The sequence below is a fragment of the Serratia sp. MMO-28 genome (assembly GCF_037199905.1).
Lineage (GTDB): Bacteria > Pseudomonadota > Gammaproteobacteria > Enterobacterales > Enterobacteriaceae > Chania > Chania oryzae.
Genome location: NZ_JBBCVB010000051.1, coordinates 1 through 21,278, shown reverse-complemented (window position 1 = coordinate 21,278; position 21,278 = coordinate 1). Strand labels below are relative to the sequence as shown.

Here is a 21,278-nt window from a genome sequence, read left to right as displayed (position 1 = left end):
TCCCACGGGCTTGGTGTCCCAGAGGGCGTACGTGCTGCCACGCCGGGTAAGAACACGGTACAACCTATCTTTTTACATCAACTACAAACATACAAGGGTTAGGGTGAGGGGCGACGCCTTGAGCCATTGATGCATGATTATGCCGCTTTGCGCTTAACTGATTGGCATTACTGTTCGTTAGTGACCTTTTTTATTTACGTTACAAGAGGAGGGTTACACCACCCGGCGGGCAAAATCCCGAGGCCGGAAGCCTAATCCCCCCAGCACGGCGAAATAGGCCACCGCGCCTGCGACCACCACCACCGCCAACCGCAACAGCCGAGTCAACATATTGCCCTGATCCCAGGCGGGCATCAGCCACATAATCCCCAGCAAGACCGCAGACATCGCCAGCACCGCAATCACCAGCTTGATCAGAAACACGGCCCAACCCGGCTGCGGCTGAAAGATTTTCTGCTTACGCAGTTGCCAATACAGCAGTGAAGCATTCAGACAGGCGGCCAAACCGATCGACAATGCCAGCCCGGCATGCTTCAGCGGCCCGATAAACGCCAGGTTCATTACCTGCGTCATGATCAGGGTGATAATGGCGATCTTGACCGGCGTTTTGATGTCCTGGCGGGAATAGAACCCTGGAGCCAGCACTTTCACCACGATCAACCCCATCAGGCCAACAGAATAGGCCACCAAGGCGCGTTGCGTCATCGCCGCGTCGAACGCGGTGAATTTACCGTACTGGAACAGGGAAACGGTCAGTGGCTTGGCCAAGATCCCCAGCGCAATTGCACTCGGTAACGCCAATACAAAACAGAGACGCAGCCCCCAATCCATCAGGCGGTTGTATTCGTCCTGATTCCCGCTGGAGAAGCTTTTTGCCAGTGAAGGCAGCAGGATCGTCCCCAGCGCCACGCCCAATACGCCAGAAGGAAACTCCATCAGGCGATCGGCATAATACATCCAGGACACCGAGCCAGACACCAGGAATGAGGCAAAAATGGTGTTGATAATCAGCGAAATCTGGCTGACCGAGACCCCGAGGATCGCCGGGCCCATCATGCGCATCACCCGCCATACGCCCGCATCGCCCAATTTCAGGCGCGGCAGCACCAACATGCCGATCTTCTTCAGATGCGGTAGCTGATAACCCAGTTGCAGCACGCCGCCAACGACTACCGCCCAGGCCAGCGCCAGCACCGGCGGATGAAAATAGGGGGCGGCAAACAACGCAAAACCGATCATGCTGACGTTCAGCAACGTTGGCGCAAAGGCCGGGATGGAGAAACGGTTCCAGGTATTGAGGATTGCCCCCACCAGCGAAGCCAGCGAGATCAGCAGGATATAGGGAAACGTAATGCGTAGCAGCGCGGAAGTCAGCGCGAACTTATCCGGCGTATCGGTAAAGCCCGGAGCAGTAATGTAGATCACCCAAGGCGCGGCCAGCATGCCAAGCACCGTCACTACCGCCAGCACCAGCGTCAGCAAGCCGGAAACATAGGCAATAAAGGTGCGCGTCGCCTCTTCCCCCTGCTGGCTTTTGTATTCTGCCAAAATAGGGACAAACGCCTGAGAGAAAGCCCCTTCGGCAAAAATACGCCGTAGCAGGTTCGGCAATTTGAACGCCACAAAGAAGGCGTCCGTCGCCATACCGGCGCCAAAAACGCGTGCCACAATGGCATCACGCGCAAAACCCAACACCCGCGAAAACATGGTCATCGAGCTTACGGCTGCCAACGATTTTAATAGATTCATGTGGTTTTTCTGATGAGTATGACGTGTAAATATCAACGCCTGCAACAGCAGGCGTCAGTTGAAGAACAAGACAATAGTCTACGGATCCAGCGAAGTAATAGCTACCGCCCTATGTTACACGGGGTTACGCAACATCTTCTCGATCAGGCGCTGCGCGTAGATCGCCTGCTCACCGGCGGTTTCCGGGGCAGTATGATTGCTGACCGACTGGATAAAGTGCTGCACCGCGCCAACAAAGCCGCGCTGGGCCAGCGTAGTCTGCCACCCCGCCGCCGGTTGCTCCACCACGCCCTGTGGATCCTCACGCAGCCACTGGCGCATATCGCTCACCTGATACACGGCCCCGTTGCTCACCGCCTGTACGCTCTCACGCTGGCTACCGGCACGGCGGTGCATACTGGTGGTGACCAGCGCCTCGCCGCAGGCAAAATGATGCTCCGCATAAAGCATCTCACCCGCTGGGTTGGCGCGCAGGCTGCCGCTCAGCAGAGTGGCTTCGCCGCCCCCCAGCCACAACGCCGTGTCAACCACATGCAGATAATCATCCAGCAAGGTAAAACGCAGGTCTTGCGGCCCAACGCTGTCCGCACGGTGTTTGTCCATACGGATTGAGGCTGGCTGCTGCATTTGCTGCTTCAATTGGCAATACAGCGGCGCAAAGCGCCGATTAAACCCCACCATCAACGCTTTACCGCGCTTATCAGCCAGAGCGATCAGTTGCTCCGCCTGTTCCAGCGTTTCCGCCAGCGGTTTATCCACATAAACATGCACGCCGAGCTCAAGCAGCTCACTGACTACTGCAAAATGGCTCGCGGTGCTGCTGTGTACAAACACGGCATCACATTGTTGTGCCAAGCTGTCAAGCCGCGAGAAACAGGCCATACGGTAGCTGTCGCACACCGGTTGTGCCTTCTGCTGGTTAGGTGAAAAGCCCCCAACCAGTTGCCAATCCACCGCGTGGCTGAGGATTGGCAAATACGCTTTTTGCGCAATGCCTCCAAGCCCGACCACGCCGATACGTAATTTACTCATGTTGCCCCCGCGCTAGCAGGCGATCCAATTGCTGTTTCAACGCCGCCACCTCAGCTTCCAAGGCCGCAACCCGTTCGCTCAGTTCCCCTTCCGCGGCGGGTTCAGCCTCTGCGGGAGCTGCTTCGATCTGGCCGCTGAATAAGTGCATAAACCGGCTCTCACGCTTGCCGGGTTCACGCGGCAAGCGCACCACAAACGGGTCATCTTCACGCACGGTCAGTTGCTGTAGGACATCTTCAACCTCGCTGACATCGCTGAATTCGTGCATACGGTTGGTGCGGGTGCGCAGTTCGCCTGGCGTCTGCGCGCCACGCAGTAACAGCGTGGCGATAACCGCCAGCTCGGCAGGCGAGAGCTTCAGTTGACCGAATTCCGAATTACAGAAACGGTGCTCATATTTCACCACCCGGTTACCAAAACCGCTCAGCGTACGCAGAAAATGCTTTCGCAGCAGCAAATCCAGGGTCTGCTGGACTTCACTTTCCGACAGTTCCATTACAGGTTCGCGATTGGTTTTCTGATTGCAGGCTAAGGTGATGGCATTCAGCGAAAGCGGATATTGATCGGGCGTAGTTACCTGTTTTTCCAGCAGGCAACCAATCACTCGGGCTTCTTTAGCACTCAATTCATATTTCATTTATGGCCTCAGCGTGATGGTGGTAGCCATTCTTTGTAGGTTAATGCGGTGAGTACGTGATCCTGCCACTGCCCGTCGATCAGCAGATAATCTTTGGCATAGCCTTCACGTTCAAAACCGAGCCGCGCGAGCAGCGCACCGCTGCGCTGGTTATGCGGCATATAGTTGGCCATGATGCGATGCATCCGTTGTTGGCGCTGCATATAACGGATGGCGGATTGCAGCGCTTCATACATCAGCCCTTGCCCTTGCCATTTTTCCCCCAGGGAGTACCCCAGAAAACAGGCGTGAAAAGAGCCACGCAGCACATTGCTGAAATTGGCTACGCCACGCACTTCATTTTCATCGGGATCCAGCAGGATAAAATAGTAGGCACTGCCCTGTTTTTGCATCTCGGTAATCATGCTCAGCCGCGCCTGCCAACCAGAAGGATAGCAGTGGCTTTCATCCCGCAACGGCTCCCAGGGTTTGAGGAACGCGCGGTTGGCAGCATAGTATTCGGCCAGGCGATAGGCATCACGCTCATGGACGAGACGGACAACCAGCCGGTCAGTGGTTAGGCGTACTTTTGGTGATGCAGAGCGATAGCCAAACATCATTTCCCCCGCGGTCAGGACGGTTCGATAAGAAGTATTGATTGGGTGAGCACTGAATTATTGCCGTTATTGCCTTCACCGCCGGTGCCATTAACGTTCAATCACCGACGCAGAACCGCACTTGCCCGCGTTTAATATAACCGTAGCCCGGCCCGCAGGTAAAACCCCTGTCGTTCAGTAAATAAGCAATCAATCATTTTGTCCGTTTTTTTAACCGGTTTTGCCACCCGCGTAACGTATTGACGATAAAAAAATATTATCTATCACCCCCCTATCCGTATGGGGGCATTGAGGGGAGAATGAGCGGGTTGGCGTTTTCTCCTTCTTGATTGCTCGTGGTGAAGCATGTCTTTGGTATCGCAAGCTCGGAGCTTGGGTAAATATTTCCTACTGTTTGATAATCTGTTGGTGGTTTTAGGCTTTTTCGTGGTCTTCCCACTGATTTCCATCCGCTTTGTCGATCAGCTTGGCTGGGCCGCCTTGGTGGTGGGGATTGCGCTTGGCCTACGCCAGCTGGTGCAACAAGGGCTGGGGATTTTTGGCGGCGCGATTGCCGATCGCTTTGGTGCCAAACCGATGATTGTCACCGGCATGCTGTTGCGTGCCGCGGGCTTTGCTGCCATGGCAATGGCGGATCAACCCTGGCTGCTGTGGTTTTCCTGCGCGCTTTCGGCGATTGGCGGCACGCTGTTCGATCCGCCACGTACCGCGCTAGTGATCAAGCTAACGCGTCCGCACGAACGCAGCCGTTTCTATTCCCTGCTGATGATGCAAGACAGCGCCGGTGCGGTGGTCGGCGCGCTGATCGGCAGTTGGTTGCTGCAATATGACTTCCACTTTGTCTGCTGGACCGGTGCCGGGATTTTCGTGCTGGCCGCCGGTTGGAATGCCTGGCTGTTGCCAGCCTACCGTATCTCCACCGTCCGTGCGCCCATGAAAGAAGGCATGATGCGCGTGATGCGCGATCGTCGTTTCCTGGCCTATGTGCTGACGCTGACGGGTTACTACATGCTGGCGGTGCAGGTGATGCTGATGCTGCCTATCGTGGTGAATGAAGTCGCTGGCTCACCGGCGGCTGTAAAATGGATGTATGCCATTGAGGCCGCGCTGTCGCTGTCATTACTTTATCCATTGGCGCGCTGGAGCGAAAAGCACTTTCGCCTGGAACAGCGCCTGATGGCCGGTTTGTTGCTGATGACCGTCAGCCTGATACCGGTCGGGCTGGCGACCAGCCTGCAAGCGCTCTTCACCTTGATCTGCTGTTTCTACCTGGGGTCGATCATTGCCGAGCCCGCCCGTGAAACCCTGAGCGCCTCGCTGGCCGATCCACGGGCGCGTGGCAGTTACATGGGGTTCAGCCGTCTGGGCCTGGCTTTAGGCGGCGCACTGGGTTATACCGGCGGTGGTTGGATGTATGACACCGGCCATGCATTGGGCAGGCCCGAGCTGCCATGGTTCCTGCTAGGATTAGTGGGCTTCATCACGCTGTTTGCCCTGTACTGGCAGTTCAATCCACGCGCCACCGCCCCGGCCGTGCTGCGCGGAGGTTAAACCAGGTGTCAATACGCATTGAATAACCGATAATACCTGTTAAATCAGCAGTGGCTGCTATCCTGATAGTGAAAAAACGAGCGCAAAAAAGTCCCTATCAACGCATTATATAACAACAACTTTGCGCGACAGCCGTGGTTGGCTGTGATAATTATTGCTGTTAAAACCTGACAACAGGAGCAAGCATGAAACTATTTATTTATGATCATTGCCCATTCTGCGTGAAAGCCCGCATGATCTTCGGCCTGAAGAATCTGCCTGTACGCTTGGTGACCCTGCTCAGCGATGACGAAGCGACCCCCATCAGCATGATCGGCAAGAAAATGGCCCCCATCCTGCAGAAGGATGACGGAAGCTACATGCCAGAAAGTATGGATATTGTGCATTATGTCGATAACCTTGACGGTAAACCTCTCCTGACCGGCAAAACCAACCCGGCCATTACCGACTGGCTGCAACATGCCAACAGCTATACCGGTAAACTGCTGTTGCCGCGTTTTGCCAATGCCGATTTCGAAGAGTTCGCCACTGACAATGCGCGTCGTTACTTCAGCGATAAAAAACAGGCGGCGATCGGGGATTTTGCCACCCATCTGGCGGACAGCGCCGATCTCATTGCTCAGTTGGAAAACGATCTGGCAAACCTTGCCACGCTGATCCAATCGCCTGAAGCGGTTAATGGCTCGCTTTCTACCGATGATATCCACCTGTTCCCGCTGCTGCGTTCGCTGTCGATCGTCGCTGGCGTCGCGCTGCCCGACAACGTAGAAGCCTACCGTAACCGGATGGCGCAACGCAGCGATATCCCGCTGCTGCTCGATATGGAACAGTGATTGTCTCTCGGGCATGTCAGCGCTGCTGGCATGCCTTTCTGCCCCGATTTCGGCGTTATCCGATAGGTCCACCCGTCCTTTCTACCCCATCATCTGCTATCCTGCCACCCGGGCAAATATTTCTTTGCTGGCAGCCAGATGTTTATCATTACCACCAGCAGCATTTCCATTAGCAGTTTTACGAGGCACGAATGAAGAAGATCCTGATGGGCGTTGCTGCCCTGATATTTGCCGGTGTACTTGCCGGTTGTAACCAACTGACGCAATACAGCGTCAGCGAGCAGGAAGTGAATGATTACCTGCTGAAGCACAATAACTTTCAGAAACAGATCGGGGTGCCCGGGCTGGTTGATGCCAATATCGTTCTGACACAGTTGCAAAGCCAGATTGGCCGCAGCGAGCCAGGCAAGGTAATGCTTTCTGGCACTGCCAAAGTCGATATCACCTCGATTCTTGGCCCGCAGGCAGCCGAACTGCAACTGACGCTGAAGGCGCAGCCGGTTTATGATCGTGAAAAAGGCGCTATCTTCCTGAAAGAGATGGAGCTGGTGGACTACAAGGTGCAACCGGAAAAAATGGATACGGTGATGAAAGCGCTCACGCCTTATCTGAACCAGTCGCTGAAAGCCTACTTCGACCAGCAGCCGGTCTATGTCTTAAACCCGGATAACAGTAAGACAGAAGCGCTGGCGCGCAAACTGGCGAAGGGATTGGAAGTGAAACCGGGTCAATTGGTGATCCCGTTCACCGACTAAGCTTAATGGGGCGCAGTTGATTGACTGCGCCCTCTGCAAACTACTCTTCTTCGCCCGATCCTGCGTCTTCCTGCTCATACTCCGCCAGTTCATCACGCATCGCCGCAATGGCGTCACGGGTGATCACGGCCAGAGTACGGTAAAAACCGCTGGTGGCATGGGCTTCAACCTTACCCAGGAAACGCCCGCACCAGGGCAGAAGAAACTCATCAAACAAGGTGATTTGCGCCCGAGCTTCATCTTCCTGCGACTGATCTTCCAACCAGGAAGCGGCCAGCAGCAACGAACCGAAGTGATCGGCAGGCGCCTCACCTAGCGGCATCCCACGTTGTTGCAGGAAAACGCGCACTTCAGCTTCGTTACTCCCTTCCACATACGCAGAACGGAACGGCGGCACGCTACACTCACTGCCGACAAACAGCGCATTAAAATCAGCCGCCAGCAGATTGGCTTCACAATGCTGCTGCAAACGCGTCAACAGTTCGTCCTGTTCCAGTGGCCAATGCTGCTGAAGCTTGCCCTCTTTGATCAGAGTAAACAGCGGCACCAGCAGCGGATCCTGTGGCTGGCGGTAAAACAGCGTCCCCAGTACCCGACAGACAACGGAAAACTCATTCATGATCAAACCCTATTCAAGACGGAAAATTTGCCGTGACGATGTCACAAATTGGCCAGTTCCGCAATTGCCGGCTTGCCGCGCTGTTCAAGAAAGCCCAGCAAGCGACGTGGTGATACGTTGAGAATACGCTCCGGTGGAAAATCCACCTCTTTGATAATGCGCTCACAGTGCTCAAAATCACCGAGCGAAAACGCCACATGTGAATCAGAACCCAGCGCCAGCCAGCCCCCGGCATCACGCACTGCCGCCGCCACGGCGCGGCAGTTGGCTTCGCTTCCCTTGCGCGAGTGGGTAAAGGAAGAGTTATTCAACTCCAATGCCACCTGATACTGCGCGGCGGCGGCAGCGACCGCTGCAATATCGATAGGGTATTTGGGGTTACCTGGATGGCTGATGATATGCACATCCCCCTGTGCCATCGCGGCAATCATCGCCTGCGTATTGGCGGCTTTGTCCTGTGGCGCAAACACCGGCTCATGAAACCCGGCAATGATCAGATCGATCTCATTCAGCATCGGGCCGGTGCAGTCGATATCACCTGCCAGATTTTTGATATTGGCTTCAATGCCGCGCAGAATACCGACGCCATCCACCAGACGCGGCCAGACTCGCATATTCATAAAGTGCCAGTAATGGGGGGCATCGGCCATATCCGGCCCGTGGTCGGTGATGGCAAACAGCGTGATGCCTTTTTGTTTCGCCTCCGCAATATAGTCGTGCAGAGTACTGTAAGCATGAGTACTGGCAACGGTATGCATATGTAAATCAACGGGGTACATTATTTCTCCTTGTGATGAGCCTACCAATGTCATGCGGCCGATTGATTTGGGCACGGTAAGCTGACTTGTTTCATGATAGCAGCTAACACTGCCATCAGTAGTGCAGCCTGGGCGGTCGAGCGTCAGTAACCGCGCTGTATATCAACCAGGCCGGTGGGGGATCCCCCCGCCTCAAGCGCCAGAATATTAGCAGCAATTTGCTCCATTGCCTGCTCGGGTAACGTAACGGCAGAGATATGCGGGGTGATAGTGACGCGTGGATGGCGCCAGAACGGATGCGTCTGCGGCAGCGGTTCGTTGACGAACACATCAAGCGTTGCCGCAGCGATTTGCTCTTGCTCAAGCGCCAGCAACAGATCGTTTTCCACCAGATGCGCACCACGGGCCAGGTTGAGCAAGTAAGCTCCCGGTGTCAACTGAGCAAACAGCTGCTGATTGAGGATCCCTAGGGTTTCCGGTGTGTTGGGCAGCAGATTGATCAGCAAACGCGTGCCATGCAGAAATGCTGCCTGCTGCGCGTTGCCAACAAAGCTCTGCACGCCGTTAAGCTGCTTGGCGCTGCGGCTCCAGCAGCGCACCTTAAAACCAAACTCTACCAGTTTTTGCGCCACGCTTTTGCCCAAAACACCGGCCCCAAGAATGCCGATAGTGAAATCGCTCTGCTGATGCGGAACCAACGGCAACCAGCGTTGTTGCTGTTGCAATACGTGGTACTCATCAAAACGGCGGAAATAGCGCAATACGCAGGCCAGCGCATATTCCTGCATCTGCTGGGCCATCCCGCTATCTTCTAGCCGCATCAGTGGCACCCCGGTCGGCAAGGTGCCAGGGTGCTGGCGTTCCTGCTCAAGGATGGCGTCAACCCCGGCCCCCAAAGCAAATATGCCTTTCAGATCGCTGCGGTTAGCCAGCATCTCATAAGGCGGGCGCCATACCAGCGCATAATCTGCCTGACCATTATCTCCCGGTTGCCAGGCCCGAATGTGGGCCTGCGGCAAGCGTTGCGCCATTCCCACCAGCCAGTCCTGAGCGGCGAAAAATGGATGGTAAAAAATGATATTCATTGTCCTTGGCCCTTAATGATTGCGGTTTATCTCGCCTGTCCAGAGCAGTTCCGGCTCTCTGGCGGGGGAGTAAATTAGCGGCGATCGTTCGTCAAATCAGCAGATTGCTGCAAGTTTAACTAAACGCGCTCGGCGATGTAAGAAGAGTATTGACGCTGGGAACAGATTCTCCTACATTAGCGCCCATCGCCAGCGTAAAGCGTTGCCGATAACAATATGGTGAGGTGTCTGAGTGGCTGAAGGAGCACGCCTGGAAAGTGTGTATACGCGCAAGTGTATCGAGGGTTCGAACCCCTCCCTCACCGCCATATATAAGCCCCATGCTTTTGATAAGCCTGGGGTTTTTTCTTTATAGCGTTTTTGAGTATGCCATCCAGTATGCCATTCGCTTTTGCCTTTAGTTGATTTGTATTGCCTCGTGTTGGACTCATGCCGAATAAATACCGCTGCTCATACAGCCAACACCTCCCCTACCGTGCTGACCTGATTCTTCAACCTGTCCTGATATTTCGAGTGTGCTAGACCCCATTTTGAACAGCGATTGGCTCATCAGGTTTGCAAACCACGTATAGGCTCATACCCGTTCAGGCAGTACCCCGGGGTAATGCTTGGCAATGATATCGTTCATCTTGTCCATCAACGCCGGTTTCTTAAATGTGAGATGTGCTGAGCCCTTCATGAAGTATTTGATTGAAAAATAATCATCTTCATAAACCTCCGCCTTCAGTCGATGGGCACTGATATGCTCATACAGCCGAGCGGTGACATCCCGCCGATTATCCGGGATCGCCTTGCCCTCCAGCAGGAACAACATCCTCTCCAGATCCGCCAATTGATCCCGCCGATAACTGTGATTTAGTGTAAATCCCCATTGGTTATAACTCACCAAACCGTTGACGATGATTTTCTTGCCAAATTTGCAGGGATGGTTGCTTTTGTAATCCCAGGACAGCGATTTGAATACGTTGATCACTCCCCGCTCAAACACCTCACCCTTGTCTCGATGCAACTGCTCAAACGTGCTGTAAATGCTTTCTTGGCTGATGGCTGGAATGGTATCGCTCTCCAGATTTCTGTACCACTGGTCACGTGCCTGAGCGTCCATGATCGAAAGCATGCCCGACCTTTTCATCAGATCCCGCCATATGTCGCGATCAAGATTGCGGGTGATCACGGGCATGGCCGTTTCTACTTTCTCCATCAGCCAGCAACCGCAGCGGAAGTCTTGTTTCATAGACCAATCTCTAGCGATCCCACCACCGATGCTGTTGGTGATGGCCGAGATATCTTCAAGCTGATGAATCAGGGCTTCAATTTGCACCAGTGCGGCATTACGCCCAGAGACAATACGCTCGATGCTGGTAGAGCAAATCACGTCGGTGTGGCCGGTCAATACATCAGGTTCGATAACGGTGAGGTGTTCTGACATGACTTTCTTCCTTATATAAAAGCAAAGCGCCAGCCGGTAAGCGCTGCCGCTGATGTGGGTGATGGGGTGAATACGGGTCAGATCGTTTTACAACAGCCCGAGATGGCGAAGATCCCAAACCGCGTTCCGTGCCTGCTGAACCAGAGGCAGCAAGGTGGCGGAATCGGTTTTATCCTCGTCGTTATCGAAAATGAGTGACGAGCCACAATCAATGTTGTTTTGCAGCCAGTTAATGAGGATCTCCAGCCCCTGTTCAGTGGTTAACGTTTTGGACATGCGTGCGCCCCCAGAGAGGGGGAGAACGTCTGATAAACAGCGATATACACATGGCCCAAACTGCCCAGAGTGTCGGCTTCACAGGTAAAACCGGCATGCTGTACCCTGACACAATGCTGACGGCGTTGGTCGAGTTCACCCGACCGTAAACAGGCTTCCAGTTTTTCAAGCAGGACCGGGAAAGCGATATCCAGTGCCTGGAGTACCTCAGGAGCAAATGTGCCAACAAAACCGGCACGGTCGGCCAGAAAATGCAGATGATCACCCTGCTGGACCAACCGGGCTCCCAGGCGTGGTGTGATAGCAGATTGCAGGCCCCAGACAGGCGACGGAGTGCTGCCGTTGCTAGTGGTACTGGATTGGGTTTCCTTCATTGTCAAAACTCCTTGGAAAAGTAAAACGCCAGCGGTCGAGGCTAGCGTATTGGCGGATCACTGAGGTTAATGGGGGATAATCAAGCAAGGCGGTGATTGGCTGAGCTACGCAATCCCAGCGCACTGCGAGCGCGGAGCATATCGCCACCGTTTAGGGTCGGGTCTTGTGACATCAGGCTGAAGCCGGGGCGATCAACGCGTACCAGGTCGAATTTCTCCACCAGCTCGTTGACGGTTTCACGAACCGTAGCGCCCAGCTCAATCTGCTGGGCTATCGCCTGCTCGTCGTGGTACGGCGTATCGTTAAGTTCCAGGCCGTAACAGTGGTTCAATAACCAGGCGAGCAACTGCTGGTATTCGGCCAATGCCTGACGGGCATTCGCGGTCATCGGTGTGGCTGTGTTGATCATCGTCATAGTGAATTAACCTCAACAAAGGGGAGAAACCGGGAGTTGGCAGTGGTGAGTCAGCCAGTGGGCGACCTTGCGCCACTGCTTCACAGGGATATCAGATTCAATCGTCCAGGTGTTAGGGCACTGCGTATTGGCCAGCAACAAGGTGCTCATCACCAGCCAGTGATAGGAGTAGCCCCGCGTATCACAGCGGATCAGCGCATAGGGTGTTTGGCGCTGATAAAGAATGAAAGGATCGCCTGCCTGATGGGTAATCCGCTCACCGTTAAAGCCGAGCATACCCAATCCCATCAGGTTATTGTCGAACTGGTACAGACGGTTGCCTGTGTGTTCACAGATAACCGGTGCGGTGGTTAATCCCAATGTGTCTGGTTGCCAATGCAGCTTTAGATACGCGGTGGTGATCGCCTGACATAAGGCTTGCCAGTCCTTCGATGTCACGTTGCCATGTTGCAGAAAATGGAATACGCCAAGCACGGTTGATGCACTCGTGTTCATGAGCTAATTTCCTTGTAAAATAGAGGGATAGTACGAAGGTGGAACGTTGGGTATGGTGCGTATTACCAATCGAAAGTGGTAAAGTCAGGCAGTACCTCACCCAGGGCATCAATATGCAGGTAGCTCAGTTGATGGCGTTTCATTAGGGTAGTCACCAGTCGGCGGCAGGTTTTGGAAAGCCCCAGCCGTTTGAGTTGTAGCACCGGGTGGGTCCACGCATCCAATCGCAGCAGATAGCCGGTGCCCGAAAATGAGATCCACTCCCCGTCGCTGAATTCATCCTGACAGTGCGATATCCGATACAGCACCGCATTATCCCTTTCACTGATATGTGCCGAACTGCATTGCAGACCAAAACGTAAAAGTGGTGTTGTGACCATTATTGGCTTCCTTCCTTTATTACACTCCGTTGCGTATAACGGCGTTGATGATGCGCCAAGACCTTTTCACGCCATTCTGGGCTGATGACCGGAGCCATCGCCAAGTAGCGCCTTGGACAACTGTAATAACAAGGCTGTACCGACTCATCCATCGCCTTATAGCCCCAACTCCCGTCTGAGTTTTGCATCAGGGTGCAACGAATGACTGTTTGGACGGCTTTAGCCGGATCTTTCGGTGTGCTCTGGACGACAGACCACAAGACATTGCCCCGTAGCGCATGCGCCAGCGTAACATGTTGATAGTGTTCGGTATCTTCAGTTTGGATCAGTGCCGCGATCAGCTCACGGCGGGAGCGGTGTGAAAATAACCAGCCCATAGAGAATGTTCCTTATAAAAAGAGATTGCTATCAGCCAGGCAACCAGCCGCGTTCGGTGAAGGACACGATATCAAGCCCTCCTACAACCAGATGGTCCAGTACCTTCACATCAACCAGTGCCAGCGCGTTGACCAACCTTTCGGTGATTTGTCGGTCGGCCTGGCTAGGCTCTGCCTCCCCGGAGGGGTGATTATGCGAAAGAATGACGGCGGCTGCATTGTGGCGAAGTACCGCCTTCACTACTTCACGGGGGTGGACTTCCGTGCTTCTGATACTGCCGGTGAACAACGTTTCGCTCGCCAGCAACCGGTGCTGATTGTCGAGATACAGCACGATAAACACCTCACGTTCTTGTCCTGCGAGTTGTAACCGTAACCAGTCGCGTGCTGTGCTGGTGGAGGTAAATAAGGCTCCTGGTTCACGCAGGTGTTTTTCTAGCAATGACAGTGCGCGTTTCACCGTGCGCTGCGCCGTTAACGGCAGTGCGGTTGACGCCAATAATGTTGAGGAATGCATGTCGGTGTTCTCAATCAATCAGGGCAAAAATGGCGCTGTTTTCTGGGTGATGCAGTGCGTATTCCCGCAGGCGATAGAAATGGTCGGTCATCGCCTCGCTCTCGGTACGGCAGGCGTGGTGACTGTAAGCCATCAGGCAGGCGGTGATACCCGCAGCCTCAGCGCCCATCTCAGCACCGTTGCCGTTCATGGTGTTGAACAGTGACCATTTTTTATCGCCATCAGCCTCGGGAGCAATAAAGGCCCCGCCGTTACCGAGCGTGTAAAAGTCCCAGGAACCGCCCTGATAGTCTGCACACAGGCGGTCCATCCAGCCAAAGACGTGCGGCTCCAGGCTCATCCATTGCGGTATGCTGCCAAAATACTGGTGCCAGAAACAGGGGCGTTGGTTCTCTGGCACGACAGTGGCGCTCAACGTTGTTAATTGAGAGGGGGATGCAGACAGCTCAAAATACATATTCATGAAGATATCCTTTTGAATTAAATAAATAACAAAATAGGCCCCACCGAAAAAACCGGGGAGCCTGTCTGGGCGGTGAGTGATAAAGGTCAATGAGTGCTAATGGGGTCGGGCTATTGTGGCGGTGTGAAGATCACTTGCAGTTCAGTGCAGGACTGAGCATAGCCATCAGGATCGAAGCAGGCAGGCCAACTCCCATTTACCTCGACTAACCGGCACAGGCTGCGCTCACCGGGTCGATAATAAAGATGGCGGCACCAGGCGCAGATATCATCATCCGATATCGAACGGCTACCGGGTTTGTTGTCCAGCGGATACGGATACGGGGTAACTTGCTGCGCATGGGCAGGAACCGACTGCATCAGGCCACCGCCTGTTTAAGCTGTTCTGCCATCACCCACAGTGCTCGATTAAGCTTGATGTCGCCATCAATGCCATTGATGGCACGAGTTTGTGCCCGTTTGCCTTTGGCACTACGACCGGATAATCCCCCTTTACTCAAATTTTCCTGCACTCTTTGAAATGTTGTCCACAAGTCATCTTTTTTGTCTTCCCAACGTCGAGGCATCAGGATTTGGCTTTCGGTGACGGGGTGATGTTCTTCACCGTAACGGTAGGTCAACGCGGCGTGCGCCAGCGCATGTTGATGTTCGGGCGTCAGTGTTAACGCCAGCATGCTTTCCCGGCTTTCTTCTATCCGGTCAAATATCCCCAGCACCTCATAGGCCCCTTCAATCACTTTCTCTACAATCTCGGCCCCTTTGTGTGGCACACGAATTTCACCAAAACTCTGGCCACAGACCAGGCCGTTGCTGCAAATTTGGCGAAACCAGCCGGGGATCATCTGGTAGCTGCTGGAGCCATCGTGGCTGTTGAGCAACACAATCTCCTGCACTTCTTTCTGGGTGATTTGTCCCGAACGGCGCAGGCGCACCAGATGTTTAGTGTGCTCACGTTTATCTGAATCCCGCACGCGAGTCTGGCAGGCGAAGAAGGGCTCAAAGCCCTCTTCACGCAACCTATCCAGCAAGGTGATGGTCGGGATGTAGGCGTACTTTTCGCTGCGGGAGGCGTGTTTATCATCCCCTAACACGCTGGGCACGTACTGGGCCAGTTCATCAATGGTTAACGGGCGGTCGCGGCGAACGGAATTCACCCGACCAAAGCGGGAAGCTAATCGCATGGTTATTGTCCTTCTGGAAAGTAGAAAACAAAAAGCCCTGTTGCAATGGCGACAGGGCTCAATAAATCAAACAGGTGAATATGGTGCGATAAGGTTTTGTTACATCAATTGTTTCCCAACGGCTAGCAGACCGACCAGCCAGCCGATACTCTGTGGGCCAATCAGCCAGAACAATCGGGCCTTGAACAGGCCGACCATGCCATCGCGGGTATAGATACTATCGGGCATCAGCCACTGGCGAGCGGTGGCCCCGAGCGTCATGCCGATCCCTGGGCCGACGGTCATCCAGAACACATATCCCACACCTTGCCAGACATTGCGGATTTCTCCTGTCCTGCCAAACACGTTGAACAGCACGACAGTGAGCCCAATTGCGAAAGCGATAATGAAATATTTAATGACAAGCGCCATTTTCTTCGATCCTTATTTTTTGCACTGCTGAGCGGCACTCAGCATATTGTCCATAAAACGCGGTGGCACATAGCCGTACTGCGTGTTCATTTTCTGCAGTTCGCCGTGGGTATATTTCGTCTTCAGATCATCCCAGATACACCCGCAGAGGGCGGTGGTACCACCGCCTGATTTACAGCCTCGGATAAATTCATTTTCATTCTTGTCACCGCAACCGCTCAGGGCCAGAGCTGACAGCAGCGTACAAAACAAAAGCAGACCACGTAGTGCCACATTTGCTTTTAAGTGTCTGTTTATCATTATGTTACTCTCAGTAAGTTAAAAAAATCAGCCATCACGGGTAGGTGATGTCGTCCTTGTGAACAGTGAGTTCATCCAGGCTGATGACCTGATTGTTCTGATAGGTGTCAGTAATGCGAACGCCATGCCGATATCAAGGCTGGTCCATGCAATCCTGCCAGGACACAGTTTTGAGAGCCTGACGGAGACCACGGGCACTGAACGGTTTTGACTCACCTGACTGGAGCGCGGTAAAGGCAATGTTGTCCTTCGGACCGGTCTGCTTCAGCGCCTCGAAGGCGACCTGTGCCGGGATCACCTCACCCTTCAGGGGAAGGTCGTTGTCCAGATCGTATTTTTTGCCGTTGATCAACAGGTAAACATCGCGCATCCCCTCAACGGAGGTGGCACTGTAGTTATCCTTGAGTTGCTGATAGGTCACGATCATCTGGTGGTTACTGCAACTGAGAGTCAGTTGTTCCCCGGCCTTGTTCATGCTGTTCAGGGCAAATTCCATCCCACCGGTATTGCCGAACCAGTCACCCCAGGTCTGTTCAGTGATCGCCGCAGAGACGTTTGCTGTCACCAGTACAGCCGCCAGTGTCATGTAATATTTCTTCATCTTTATTTCCTTATGGTCAGTGTGATTGTGGCGTGATGCCTGAAAAGGACCCGGTTAACCGAAGAACCAGACCCAGAGGGATTTTGCGACCCGTTTAACGGTGTTTTTGACGGACTGGAGCAGGACTTTTACGGCATCGGGTAACGGTACCGAGCCCATGGCCCAATCCACGATGTCCGTCACGGTATCGCCGAAATCGTCTTTGGCTTTATCAATCGCCATGTCCGTCCGGCAGGCGGTGTTGATATGGGCGTAAACCTGGCTGCTGGCGTAGCGCGGCAGCGCATAAATCATCGCTTCCACCAGGGTAGGCATCTGATAGCCACAGGGGGCACTGATGGCGATGACCTGAGCCGGAGAGACCTGGAAACCGGCAGCCACCGTATTTATCTTGCGTTGCAATGTGTCCTGCTGTTGCGCTGACGGCTGTTGGTTCACGCTGTCCCAGGTGAGTGACGGGGCGATTTTGTCAGCCTGGCTGAGTACAAACAGGATGGTAGGGTGTGGGGCGTGACGGGCCTTGAGGATATGGTGGTAAACATGTTCATCGGCAACCAGCGCCCGGTCATCGGCCCGGATGAGCCAGAGAATAAGGTCAAGCTCGGGGAGCAGACGCTGATAGAGCGCTTCATATTCCGCGTCCCGCTCCTGGCTTTCTCCGACCCCTGGCAAATCCATCAGGGTGAGCGTGTGTGCCCCAGCCGTCAGCGCCAACCGCTGGGGCTCTCGGGTACAGGCATCAACATCGCTCACGGCACAGGGGGTACCGCTGAACAGCGCATTGCACAGGCTTGACTTGCCTGCACCGGTTTTGCCCATGATGCCAATCACCGGTTGGTAATAGAGAGAATGACGTAAACGTTGCAGAATAGACTCACGCAGTGATACGGGCAGTCCAGCAGGGAGAACCCCGAATGCTGACTCATGGTATGGACCCTCAATAAGGAAAAGAAAAAAGAGGTGGTCGCCTCATGGAGGTGATGTAGGACTGAAATACCCTCCAAGTGAATTTCCCCCTTCATCCACCGTTCCCCGCACCCAAGAGGCATTAACACCGCATTGTTTTAATTGATTTTTAGCGCGTGAACTTGACGCTTACCTCACCCTGTCCCTCACGGTATTTATATCTCATTTAATTGATATTAACGATCAATATTTAATTATTGATCAGTTTAAACGATCGATATAGTCTATGGAGCAACCCATGTGTCGGGGGACGAGCGGGGTCTGAGACACGGGAGAGCACCCGTTGATGTGGGATTGCGGGGGGATGAAGAGAAACCCTGGATGAACAGTGCTACAGAGGGCACTCGATTGCTGTATGGCAACGATGGATAACGCGGTTACTTACTGTCTTTAATGCGTTTATAGGCGGAATACAGACGTGCACTGACGTGTGCAGTAGTGAGTGCTTGTTGTCTTGCTGCGGTTATCATCTGTAGGAGAGATGCTGTGACGAGCTTGGTTAGCTGCGATAAGGGACCAGTCTGCCTCGTGCAGGCAGACGATAAAAGCGCGCTGAGGGAAACAACGCACCGGCTTCAAGCAGATTCAGGGCAGCAATTCCCTGGCATGGCACTGCAGGGCTTGTGCGAACTGGTAAAGTTTTTCAACCGTGAGGTTCACTTCGCCACGTTCAATTCTGCCCACGTAACTTCTGTCAATATTGGTCAGAAGCGCCAGTTTCTCTTGCGATATGCCCAACGCCTTACGGCGCTTGCGTATCAGCGTGCCAACAGCCTTTCCCAGATCTTGCATGGTTTTCATCACGTAAAGACAAAAACTATGCGAATTTGTGGTTTAATAAGCCACGGACTATAATCCTCATTTAAAATTAATTGGCTGCTTTTTAGGGGAAATTCACTCTACAGCCCGACAGGTTGTCACGATCGAATCCTGCCCAGTTCAGCATCACGTCACAAGCGTAGAAGGAGACAGAGTCAGGATTTTGGCAATAGAGAGGAAAGGAACATGTGATCCACGGTTTTTAACAGATTCATAGAAAGCCAACACCAGGGCGCTTTCTGCAATCGAACACCCTAGGAATAGCTGAAGCGTCGTGGGCGCTATCAGCGCAGCACCGTGAATAACCCTATTCGATAAAGACGACGTATTTTTAATCAACGTTCTCTCTCATTGAAAAATGGGGTGGCTGGCAACGGCACACTCACGCGGAGTCACAGGCGCTTGGGGTATTGACGGGAAAAGGCTAACGCTGTCCGTGGGCGAATTTTACGATCGATTTAAACGATCGATAATGCATTATTGATAGTTTCTAACGATTAGTAAATGATAATTGATCGATAATATCGATAAATGTTAACGTGATAAGCAGAGTACCTCCTCTGAAAACAAGGGAAAACGGGGCAGGCTCTTCTTCCCCTGGAGGCTGGGCATCTGAGAAGGCATTGAAGATGTAAGCACACCACTCAGGTGTGGTGAGAAACATCCAGTGAGGGAAATACCATGGTGGGTTCCGGCGTCAGCCTACGGTTTTTTTGCACCGCCTGTGCATGGAGCCAGGTCGTTCGCTTCAAGGCAGATAACATCGTCAACATCAAGACCTGCCCGGTGTGCAACAGCCCGGTTGCACACCAGCCAGCCCCGGCTCTGAAGTCATTGTTCAATGAACGGTTCAACGGTTAACAAGGAAATGTCCATGCATGTCGAGAACATAGAGAGTCTGCATCATGAGGCGCAGCGTTTGCTGAGGCTGATGCTGAACCATCTGGAGGAGGCCAGAGAAAACCCTGAGGTTTTGCTCACTACTGCCAGTCATGACGCGATGTTGGCATTTGATGCCAACGGGGTATCACACCTGAGTGACACCCTGCGGGACGAACTGCATAAGCTGACCCGCGAGGAGATGGTGTTGGCGGTGGTCGGTACCATGAAATCCGGCAAATCCACCACCATCAATGCGATTGTCGGCACTGAGGTATTGCCGAACCGCAATCGTCCCATGACGGCACTACCGACATTGATCCGTCATACCCAGGGACAACGTGAGCCGGTACTGCATTTTGCCCATACCGCGCCCATCAATACGTTGATACGAAAACTGGCTGTCTGTTGTGATAGTGAAGCGGAGCGATTGTTGGACGATGACCTGTGTGAGCTGTTGGCGCACACCCGGCATGCCCCGTCTTTTGAGACACGTTATCAGGGCGCCGACGCTATCTTTCAGTGTCTGAAAGACCTTAACGATCTGGTGCGATTATCCCAGGCGCTGGGTATCGAATTTCCCTTCGCAGACTATGCCGTCGTCAAACACATTCCCGTCATTGAGGTTGAGTTTGCCCATCTGGCTGAACTGCCTACCGGGCAGGGGCAACTCACCCTGCTGGATACGCCAGGCCCGAATGAGGCGGGACAGCAACATCTTAAGGCCATGCTGAAAGATCAGTTGGGCAAAGCCTCGGCAGTGTTGTCGGTGATGGATTATACGCAACTGAAATCCACCTCGGATGAAGAGGTGCGCCAGGCTGTTTCAGTGGTAGGACACGATGTCCCCATCTACGTTCTGGTGAACAAGTTTGACCAGAAAGGCATGCGCGGTGATAACGTCGAACAGACACAAACGCTGGTGGCAGAGCACCTGATGAACGGTATCGTCACTGCCGAACGGGTGTTTCCCGTCTCATCACAACAGGCGTATCTGGCCAACCGTGTGCGCCATGAAATTACCCTCAAGGGGGCGTTAGCCGATCTCGACACCCAGCCCTGGATTGAAGATTTCACCCGGCTTGCCATGCCGTTTTGTGAACCGGAGGATTTGCGTGATACACCGACAGTGTTGCAAAACGCTGAAAAGTTATGGAAAAGCTCGCGTTTTTCAGCGCCGTTGACGGAAGTCATTCAAGCCGCGCATGCCAACGCCGCGCTTTATGCCCTTAAATCAGCCAGCAATAAGCTCTTGCGCCATGCGGGCGAGGCTGAAGCGTATTTCGCGTTACGAGCCCAGGGACTGGTGGCCGATATCACTATGCTGACGCGCAATATCGGTGAGCTGGAGTCGGATATCGCTCTGCTCGCAGAGCATCAGCAAGAGGTGGAAAAGCAGATCGCTCAGGCGATGGATAACGCCCATCATGACTTTTCGGCGGCGATTGAAGCACTGACACAGCAAGTGAAGGAAGAAATCGACGCTTACTTTAGAGAAGGCAAACGAGAAGAAAAAGCCCGCAATGAAAAAAAAAATAAAAAAACCAAACAAAAACGCCTGACGTCACATCCTGATAAGAATACTGCTCCCCGAACGCCTACTTGGTTCTCTTCGATATTTACCGGGACGTCAGATACCGAGGATGCATCAACACCGCGTAACTCGGTGGATTTTAATCCCGACGAAGACAGGATTGAATTTGATGATCCCGACGAGGCAAGAAAATTGTTGCAGACTGTCCATCAGGCGGTCAACGGCATTTTGGCGGAGGGAGAGAAG

Annotated in this window: 28 protein-coding genes and 1 tRNA gene; 6 read left to right on the top strand and 23 right to left on the bottom strand. The window is 53.6% G+C overall.

What is annotated here, in order from left to right; genetic code table 11:
* Positions 1-213: 213 nt before the first annotated feature.
* The 4 genes from murJ to rimJ all read right to left on the bottom strand — a co-directional run bounded on the left by murJ (position 214) and on the right by rimJ (position 4,014).
* Positions 214-1,749 carry a murein biosynthesis integral membrane protein MurJ gene (murJ, locus tag WG891_RS26045; RefSeq protein ID WP_076940312.1) on the bottom strand — a complete coding sequence of 512 codons (1,536 nt, stop codon included), beginning with the start codon at positions 1,747-1,749 and terminating at the stop codon, positions 214-216.
* A gap of 114 nt (positions 1,750-1,863) precedes the next feature.
* A complete protein-coding gene (locus WG891_RS26040; RefSeq protein ID WP_337264961.1) occupies positions 1,864-2,781 on the bottom strand; it encodes a Gfo/Idh/MocA family protein in 918 nt (305 codons plus the stop codon).
* Positions 2,774-3,418 carry a DUF480 domain-containing protein gene (locus tag WG891_RS26035; protein ID WP_337264962.1) on the bottom strand — a complete coding sequence of 215 codons (645 nt, stop codon included), beginning with the start codon at positions 3,416-3,418 and terminating at the stop codon, positions 2,774-2,776. The genes WG891_RS26040 and WG891_RS26035 overlap by 8 nt, the downstream gene beginning before the upstream one ends.
* 8 nt (positions 3,419-3,426) lie before the next feature.
* The gene (gene rimJ, locus WG891_RS26030; protein ID WP_337264963.1) at positions 3,427-4,014 is read right to left on the bottom strand and encodes a ribosomal protein S5-alanine N-acetyltransferase; all 588 of its coding nucleotides are present in this window, start codon (positions 4,012-4,014) and stop codon (positions 3,427-3,429) included.
* Between the two features lie 345 nt (positions 4,015-4,359).
* Between rimJ and mdtH the strand changes: the two genes are divergently transcribed.
* From mdtH to WG891_RS26015, 3 genes are all read left to right on the top strand, one after another.
* On the top strand, positions 4,360-5,565 hold the full coding sequence (mdtH, locus tag WG891_RS26025) for a multidrug efflux MFS transporter MdtH (protein ID WP_337264964.1): 1,206 nt from the start codon (positions 4,360-4,362) through the stop codon (positions 5,563-5,565).
* A 185-nt stretch (positions 5,566-5,750) separates the two neighbouring features.
* Positions 5,751-6,398: a glutaredoxin 2 gene (gene grxB / locus WG891_RS26020; protein WP_337264965.1), complete on the top strand. Its 648-nt coding sequence runs from the start codon at positions 5,751-5,753 to the stop codon at positions 6,396-6,398.
* Between the two features lie 191 nt (positions 6,399-6,589).
* Positions 6,590-7,153 (top strand): lipoprotein, encoded by a 564-nt coding sequence (locus WG891_RS26015; protein ID WP_337264966.1) that lies wholly within the window; start codon positions 6,590-6,592, stop codon positions 7,151-7,153.
* 40 nt (positions 7,154-7,193) lie between these two features.
* Here WG891_RS26015 and WG891_RS26010 read toward each other — a convergent pair whose 3' ends face one another.
* The 3 genes from WG891_RS26010 to ghrA all read right to left on the bottom strand — a co-directional run bounded on the left by WG891_RS26010 (position 7,194) and on the right by ghrA (position 9,615).
* Positions 7,194-7,772, bottom strand: a complete 579-nt coding sequence (locus tag WG891_RS26010; protein WP_337264967.1) for a TorD/DmsD family molecular chaperone — start codon at positions 7,770-7,772, stop codon at positions 7,194-7,196.
* A 41-nt stretch (positions 7,773-7,813) separates the two neighbouring features.
* Entirely contained in the window at positions 7,814-8,551 is a 738-nt protein-coding gene (locus tag WG891_RS26005; RefSeq protein ID WP_076940320.1) for a phosphatase, read from the bottom strand.
* 122 nt (positions 8,552-8,673) lie between these two features.
* Entirely contained in the window at positions 8,674-9,615 is a 942-nt protein-coding gene (ghrA, locus tag WG891_RS26000) for a glyoxylate/hydroxypyruvate reductase GhrA (protein ID WP_337264968.1), read from the bottom strand.
* Between the two features lie 218 nt (positions 9,616-9,833).
* Here ghrA and WG891_RS25995 point away from each other — a divergent pair.
* Positions 9,834-9,923, top strand: a tRNA-Ser gene (locus WG891_RS25995).
* 266 nt (positions 9,924-10,189) lie between these two features.
* On the opposite strand, the gene WG891_RS25990 is transcribed toward WG891_RS25995, so the two are convergent.
* The 16 genes from WG891_RS25990 to WG891_RS25915 form a co-directional block, all read right to left on the bottom strand.
* Positions 10,190-11,044 carry a DUF4942 domain-containing protein gene (locus tag WG891_RS25990; RefSeq protein WP_337264969.1) on the bottom strand — a complete coding sequence of 285 codons (855 nt, stop codon included), beginning with the start codon at positions 11,042-11,044 and terminating at the stop codon, positions 10,190-10,192.
* An 87-nt stretch (positions 11,045-11,131) separates the two neighbouring features.
* Positions 11,132-11,320 carry a hypothetical protein gene (locus tag WG891_RS25985; protein WP_337264970.1) on the bottom strand — a complete coding sequence of 63 codons (189 nt, stop codon included), beginning with the start codon at positions 11,318-11,320 and terminating at the stop codon, positions 11,132-11,134.
* The gene (locus WG891_RS25980; protein ID WP_337264971.1) at positions 11,305-11,694 is read right to left on the bottom strand and encodes a type IV toxin-antitoxin system YeeU family antitoxin; all 390 of its coding nucleotides are present in this window, start codon (positions 11,692-11,694) and stop codon (positions 11,305-11,307) included. The genes WG891_RS25985 and WG891_RS25980 overlap by 16 nt, the downstream gene beginning before the upstream one ends.
* An 80-nt stretch (positions 11,695-11,774) precedes the next feature.
* Positions 11,775-12,110, bottom strand: coding sequence for a TA system toxin CbtA family protein (locus WG891_RS25975; RefSeq protein ID WP_337264972.1), 336 nt, complete (start codon positions 12,108-12,110; stop codon positions 11,775-11,777).
* Positions 12,111-12,122: 12 nt separating this feature from the next.
* The gene (locus WG891_RS25970) at positions 12,123-12,605 is read right to left on the bottom strand and encodes a hypothetical protein (protein WP_337264973.1); all 483 of its coding nucleotides are present in this window, start codon (positions 12,603-12,605) and stop codon (positions 12,123-12,125) included.
* 62 nt (positions 12,606-12,667) lie between these two features.
* Positions 12,668-12,985, bottom strand: a complete 318-nt coding sequence (locus WG891_RS25965) for a DUF5983 family protein (RefSeq protein ID WP_337264974.1) — start codon at positions 12,983-12,985, stop codon at positions 12,668-12,670.
* Positions 12,985-13,362: a hypothetical protein gene (locus WG891_RS25960; RefSeq protein WP_337264975.1), complete on the bottom strand. Its 378-nt coding sequence runs from the start codon at positions 13,360-13,362 to the stop codon at positions 12,985-12,987. The genes WG891_RS25965 and WG891_RS25960 overlap by 1 nt, the downstream gene beginning before the upstream one ends.
* A gap of 31 nt (positions 13,363-13,393) precedes the next feature.
* Complete coding sequence (gene radC, locus WG891_RS25955; protein ID WP_337264976.1) at positions 13,394-13,879, bottom strand: RadC family protein; 486 nt, start codon at positions 13,877-13,879, stop codon at positions 13,394-13,396.
* Positions 13,880-13,889: 10 nt separating this feature from the next.
* A complete protein-coding gene (locus tag WG891_RS25950; protein WP_443006369.1) occupies positions 13,890-14,336 on the bottom strand; it encodes an antirestriction protein in 447 nt (148 codons plus the stop codon).
* A 116-nt stretch (positions 14,337-14,452) separates the two neighbouring features.
* On the bottom strand, positions 14,453-14,701 hold the full coding sequence (locus WG891_RS25945; RefSeq protein WP_337264978.1) for a hypothetical protein: 249 nt from the start codon (positions 14,699-14,701) through the stop codon (positions 14,453-14,455).
* Positions 14,701-15,522 carry a DUF932 domain-containing protein gene (locus WG891_RS25940; protein WP_337264979.1) on the bottom strand — a complete coding sequence of 274 codons (822 nt, stop codon included), beginning with the start codon at positions 15,520-15,522 and terminating at the stop codon, positions 14,701-14,703. The genes WG891_RS25945 and WG891_RS25940 overlap by 1 nt, the downstream gene beginning before the upstream one ends.
* A 99-nt stretch (positions 15,523-15,621) precedes the next feature.
* A complete protein-coding gene (locus WG891_RS25935; protein WP_337264980.1) occupies positions 15,622-15,933 on the bottom strand; it encodes a hypothetical protein in 312 nt (103 codons plus the stop codon).
* Positions 15,934-15,945: 12 nt separating this feature from the next.
* Positions 15,946-16,233 (bottom strand): hypothetical protein, encoded by a 288-nt coding sequence (locus tag WG891_RS25930; protein WP_337264981.1) that lies wholly within the window; start codon positions 16,231-16,233, stop codon positions 15,946-15,948.
* A gap of 133 nt (positions 16,234-16,366) precedes the next feature.
* Positions 16,367-16,834, bottom strand: coding sequence for a hypothetical protein (locus WG891_RS25925; RefSeq protein WP_337264982.1), 468 nt, complete (start codon positions 16,832-16,834; stop codon positions 16,367-16,369).
* Positions 16,835-16,888: 54 nt separating this feature from the next.
* Positions 16,889-17,653: a GTPase family protein gene (locus WG891_RS25920; protein ID WP_337264983.1), complete on the bottom strand. Its 765-nt coding sequence runs from the start codon at positions 17,651-17,653 to the stop codon at positions 16,889-16,891.
* Between the two features lie 732 nt (positions 17,654-18,385).
* Positions 18,386-18,592, bottom strand: a complete 207-nt coding sequence (locus WG891_RS25915) for a helix-turn-helix domain-containing protein (RefSeq protein WP_076944333.1) — start codon at positions 18,590-18,592, stop codon at positions 18,386-18,388.
* Positions 18,593-19,300: 708 nt separating this feature from the next.
* Between WG891_RS25915 and WG891_RS25910 the strand changes: the two genes are divergently transcribed.
* On the top strand, positions 19,301-19,480 hold the full coding sequence (locus WG891_RS25910; RefSeq protein WP_337264984.1) for a hypothetical protein: 180 nt from the start codon (positions 19,301-19,303) through the stop codon (positions 19,478-19,480).
* A gap of 13 nt (positions 19,481-19,493) precedes the next feature.
* Positions 19,494-21,278: dynamin family protein (locus WG891_RS25905; RefSeq protein WP_337265236.1), on the top strand; the 1,785-nt coding region annotated here is incomplete at its 3' end.